This window comes from Streptomyces thermovulgaris, from assembly GCF_002155915.1.
GTDB classification, from domain to species: domain Bacteria; phylum Actinomycetota; class Actinomycetes; order Streptomycetales; family Streptomycetaceae; genus Streptomyces; species Streptomyces thermovulgaris.
On the sequence record NZ_MUME01000566.1, the window covers coordinates 1 to 1,185 of the forward strand.

The following is a 1,185-nucleotide window of genomic DNA, read 5'->3' on the forward strand; positions in this document are numbered from 1 at the left end:
CAGGTCCGCGACCAGCTCGCCCGGCGCCTGCGCGCCGTCAGGCCCGGCCCCGCCGCCGACCCCGCCAGCGACATGGGCCCCCTCATCGACCAGGCCGACGTCACCCGCGTCAACACCCTCGTCGAGAACGCCATCGCCGCCGGCGCCCGCCCCATCGTCCGCGGCGGCCCCGTCACCGACGGCCCCCTCGCCAACGGCGCCTTCTACCGCCCCACCCTCCTCGAAGTCGACGACCCCACCCTGCCCATCGTCCAGGAAGAAGTCTTCGGCCCCGTCCTGACCATGCAGGTCTTCGACACCGAGGCCGAGGCCGTCGCGCTCGCCAACGACAGCGTCTACGGACTTGCCGCCAGCGTCTGGAGCCGCGACGTCGACCAGCCCCTGCGCGTCGCCCGCGAACTCGAGGCCGGCACCGTCTGGATCAACGACTGGGCCACCATCTACGACGAGTTCGAGGAAGGCGGCTACAAGCACAGCGGCCAGGGCCGCCTCAACGGCATCGCCGCTCTCGAGGACTTCACCGAGTACAAGCACATCGCCCTGCGCCCCGGCGCCATCGAGCACTGACCGCCACCCGGCCCGGCGGNNGAGGAAGATGGCACACCTGAAGATCATCGTCGCCAGCACCCGGCCAGGACGCGTCGGCCTGCCCGTCGCCCGATGGGTCGAGTCGGAAGCCCGCGCGCACAACGGCTTCGACGACATCGAACTCGTCGACCTGGCAGAGCTCGATCTGCCCTTCATGAACGAACCCCACCACCCACGGCTGGGCCAGTACGTCCACCAGCACACCCGTGACTGGAGCAAGAAGGTCGCCGAGGCCGACGCCTTCGTCTTCGTCATGCCCGAATACAACTACGGCTACAACGCCGAACTGAAGAACGCCATCGACTACCTGTACAACGAATGGCAGTACAAGCCCGTCGGCCTGGCCAGCTACGGCGGCGTCTCCGCCGGCACCCGCGCCGCCCAGATGATCAAACAGGTGGTCACCACCCTCAAGATGGTGCCCCTCAACGAGGCGATCTCCATCCCCTTCGTCCACGACTTCCTCGACGACAGCAAGACCATCGTCCCCAACGACGTCATGCGCGAGGCAGCCACCCTCATGCTCGACGAACTCGTCCGCGTCGAAGCAGCCCTCCGCCCCCTGCGCACACCGAAGCCGGACACACCCTGACCACC

Annotated in this window: 2 protein-coding genes; both read left to right on the forward strand. The window is 68.4% G+C overall.

What is annotated here, in order from left to right:
• On the forward strand, positions 1–567 hold a 567-nt coding region (locus CCN35_RS27340; RefSeq protein ID WP_143631907.1), incomplete at its 5' end, for an aldehyde dehydrogenase family protein.
• Between the two features lie 28 nt (positions 568–595).
• On the forward strand, positions 596–1,180 hold the full coding sequence (locus CCN35_RS27345) for an NADPH-dependent FMN reductase (RefSeq protein WP_067397740.1): 585 nt from the start codon (positions 596–598) through the stop codon (positions 1,178–1,180).
• The last annotated feature ends 5 nt before the right edge of the window (positions 1,181–1,185 follow it).